The sequence below is a fragment of the Candidatus Cloacimonas sp. genome (assembly GCA_039680785.1).
In the GTDB taxonomy this organism is placed as follows: Bacteria; Cloacimonadota; Cloacimonadia; order Cloacimonadales; family Cloacimonadaceae; genus Cloacimonas.
The window spans coordinates 1-2,445 of sequence record JBDKSF010000113.1 but is presented as its reverse complement, the minus strand read 5'-3'; the positions used below and the strand labels follow the sequence as shown (position 1 = coordinate 2,445).

The following is a 2,445-nucleotide window of genomic DNA, read 5'->3' as shown; positions in this document are numbered from 1 at the left end:
CCATATTTAATAAATCAAGGTTCAATAGCTCCAGGTTCAATAGATCTAGATTTAATTTTATAAATTAATATTTCTTTCCTGGAAAATGTGATCTCAATTCCGTTAAAGTTTCTATTCCGCGTCTACGTAATTCTTTAAGATTTCCCTGATATACGAAAGCTGCCGGCACTAACAGTAAAGGAACAGTTGCTGCAGCTTTAGCTCCTTCTGAAACAGGCAGAGCAGCTAAAAAGCTTGCTCCGGTAGCACCATAAATAGGAACTATAGGAAACAGCATTCCTAAACCAAATGCTCTTCTAAAATGTATGCCTAATTTTGCAGCCAGAAAACCGTTAGACCCTATAACCACACCAATGCCAATACTTGGTCCTATAGTCCGAAACGGATTATAGGACGGTCCAATATATAGTCCAAAATCAACACCAAAAAAGGAAACGAGTCCATTGAATTGATTCCTTTCCTGATTGGAGTTTCCTCCAAGCCCTGATACAACTATGCCTATGTCCAGTTGCAGAGGCCCTCTTCCTACTCCCCCTCCGTCCATTATTATATTATTACTTCCTTAAAGATAATAAGATTTACCTATCTTCTGATTTCTTCAAAAAAGTATGAATCTTTATTTTGAGTATTAAGTTTGAATACGCACTACTCTAACAGTCTTTTTATTTGGCAAGTCACTCACAATTTCATATTCAAATCCCATGGAACCTAACTCTATGACAAACCATTTCGGAAGATGACTGCAAATAACGTCTAGCCTGTTAAATTCTCTGTTTTTCAGATAAGGGATTAGAATCTTCTTTGAAGTCAAGTTCGGATTTTTAAACATGATGTCTTCTATATTTATCGAAAAATCACCTTCGCTCACACCAGGTTCCAGAAACTGCATGATGTCAAATTTGGGCGGTTCTTTCTGACGCTCCTCAATTGCCTCAAGCATTTCTTCTTTGATTGAGGCAAGAAGATTCATCACATTACCTTCCACAAGGAATATATCAAAACCCGCTGCTTGAAAAGTCCCGGACGCTATTCCTGGGATTTCACTTGCAGCAATTATTTTTACGTCGCCAAGCTGCTTTATTGTATCCGCTACAGCCGTGCGTACCGCAGCCATGCCCTTCGCGTTGCAAACTTCATTTTCAAAACGAGTCAGAACTTTCCATTCTCCACCGTCTTCCTCATATATTGCAATAAATCCTGGCTCAAATATCGAACTTGCTGTCTGGTTCTCGTTTTCCACAACTGCTATTTTCAAGGTGCGTCCTCCTATCGTGTTGAAATTTATGGCATATCGGGATGAAATTTATGGTATATCGGGATGCGATTAAAACAATTGCTTACCATTGGATTATTACTCAATTTGCATATAAGCTCTGCTGGATTCATTCAGCAATCTGCAATATTATCATTTGCGGAAACTCTTTTATTTTACTCTATCCGGCGAACAATGATCCTTTCATAGTTTTCCATAAATCACCAGCTACTTGTTTTGTAAATGATAAACTCCAGTTCTGGTTTTGTGCAACAAAAAGTGGCCCAAAAAATGAAATTGGAAGCAGCACGAAAAGAGTCGAAAATATGCCAGAATATTCTGGTTCAGGGCTATTGCTTAGGATAACTAACTTAAATTTATTAAAAAATCAAGTTTTGGCAATTCCATCATACTTTTCTGTTGCAGAAATTTTTAGGTAGATAAGTTTCAGGTAGATAAGTTTCAGGTAGACAAGTTTTTCGATTTTAATTCATAAGTGGTTATATCGAAGTTGATACAGCCTAATGTCCTACTTATTGTAATATCTATAGGTGTAAAGTTATTTAAATATAAATAACATGTATTCCAGAGAGGGAAATGGTAGACACTTCTTTCTCACTGCTTCAAACAAACCCACAATTTTCAGCCCTGGTTTTAATTCTGGTACTGTGGGAGCTTTTCTGGAAGGGTATAGCTCTATGGAAAGCAGCGCGAGAATCCCAGAAATACTGGTTTATCGTTATACTCGTTTTGAATACGGCTGGAATTTTACCTATTCTTTATATTTTCTTATTTAAGAAAGGAAGAAAGGGAATATAAATCAAGAATGCTGCTGTAATTTGAAAAATTGAATAGTTTACAAATCTACAAATTTTGTAAACTATTCTCCATGAATCAGCAGATCTTCCTGTTAGTTTCCACAAATATATTTGAGAAGTTAGCCAAATAGTTTAACAGAAGTTTAGAGACGTAAACTGGCTATATTTCTCTTTAGATTTGACATTTTTATCGTTATTCAATTTAATAATCTATTGATTTACTTCACTGTAATGTAATTCGTCATGGTTTTAGTACTACTGCCTTTAGCATTCTTTGCTGTTAAACTGACAGTATATTTTCCGGCTTTACTGTAGGTATATGTAGGACTCTTGGCTGTTGAAGTTTTTCCATCTCCAAAACTCCATTTCCATGAA

Annotated in this window: 5 protein-coding genes; 2 read left to right on the top strand and 3 right to left on the bottom strand. The window is 36.1% G+C overall.

All coding sequences use genetic code 11. The annotated features are described in order from the left end of the window. Nucleotides 1–64: 64 nt before the first annotated feature. Together ABFC98_07990 and anfO are read right to left on the bottom strand one after the other, a co-directional pair. Entirely contained in the window at nt 65–544 is a 480-nt protein-coding gene (locus ABFC98_07990; protein ID MEN6445968.1) for a hypothetical protein, read from the bottom strand. Nucleotides 545–628: 84 nt separating this feature from the next. Continuing rightward, a complete protein-coding gene (gene anfO, locus ABFC98_07985; protein MEN6445967.1) occupies nt 629–1,255 on the bottom strand; it encodes a Fe-only nitrogenase accessory protein AnfO in 627 nt (208 codons plus the stop codon). A gap of 41 nt (nt 1,256–1,296) precedes the next feature. Here anfO and ABFC98_07980 point away from each other — a divergent pair, with 41 nt between their 5' ends. After that, nucleotides 1,297–1,692: a hypothetical protein gene (locus ABFC98_07980; protein ID MEN6445966.1), complete on the top strand. Its 396-nt coding sequence runs from the start codon at nt 1,297–1,299 to the stop codon at nt 1,690–1,692. 157 nt (nt 1,693–1,849) lie between these two features. Then, on the top strand, nt 1,850–2,071 hold the full coding sequence (locus ABFC98_07975) for a DUF5652 family protein (GenBank protein MEN6445965.1): 222 nt from the start codon (nt 1,850–1,852) through the stop codon (nt 2,069–2,071). Nucleotides 2,072–2,288: 217 nt separating this feature from the next. On the opposite strand, the gene ABFC98_07970 is transcribed toward ABFC98_07975, so the two are convergent. Further along, a partial coding sequence (locus ABFC98_07970) for a PKD domain-containing protein (GenBank protein MEN6445964.1) occupies nt 2,289–2,445 on the bottom strand: 157 nt, incomplete at its 5' end.

Bases quoted from the DNA above. Each gene is read 5' to 3' on its own strand.
- ABFC98_07990 (MEN6445968.1), bottom strand. From the start codon at position 544: ATGGACGGAGGGGGAGTAGGAAGAGGGCCTCTGCAACTGGACATAGGC.
- ABFC98_07980 (MEN6445966.1), top strand. From the start codon at position 1,297: ATGAAATTTATGGTATATCGGGATGCGATTAAAACAATTGCTTACCAT.
- ABFC98_07975 (MEN6445965.1), top strand. From the start codon at position 1,850: ATGGTAGACACTTCTTTCTCACTGCTTCAAACAAACCCACAATTTTCA.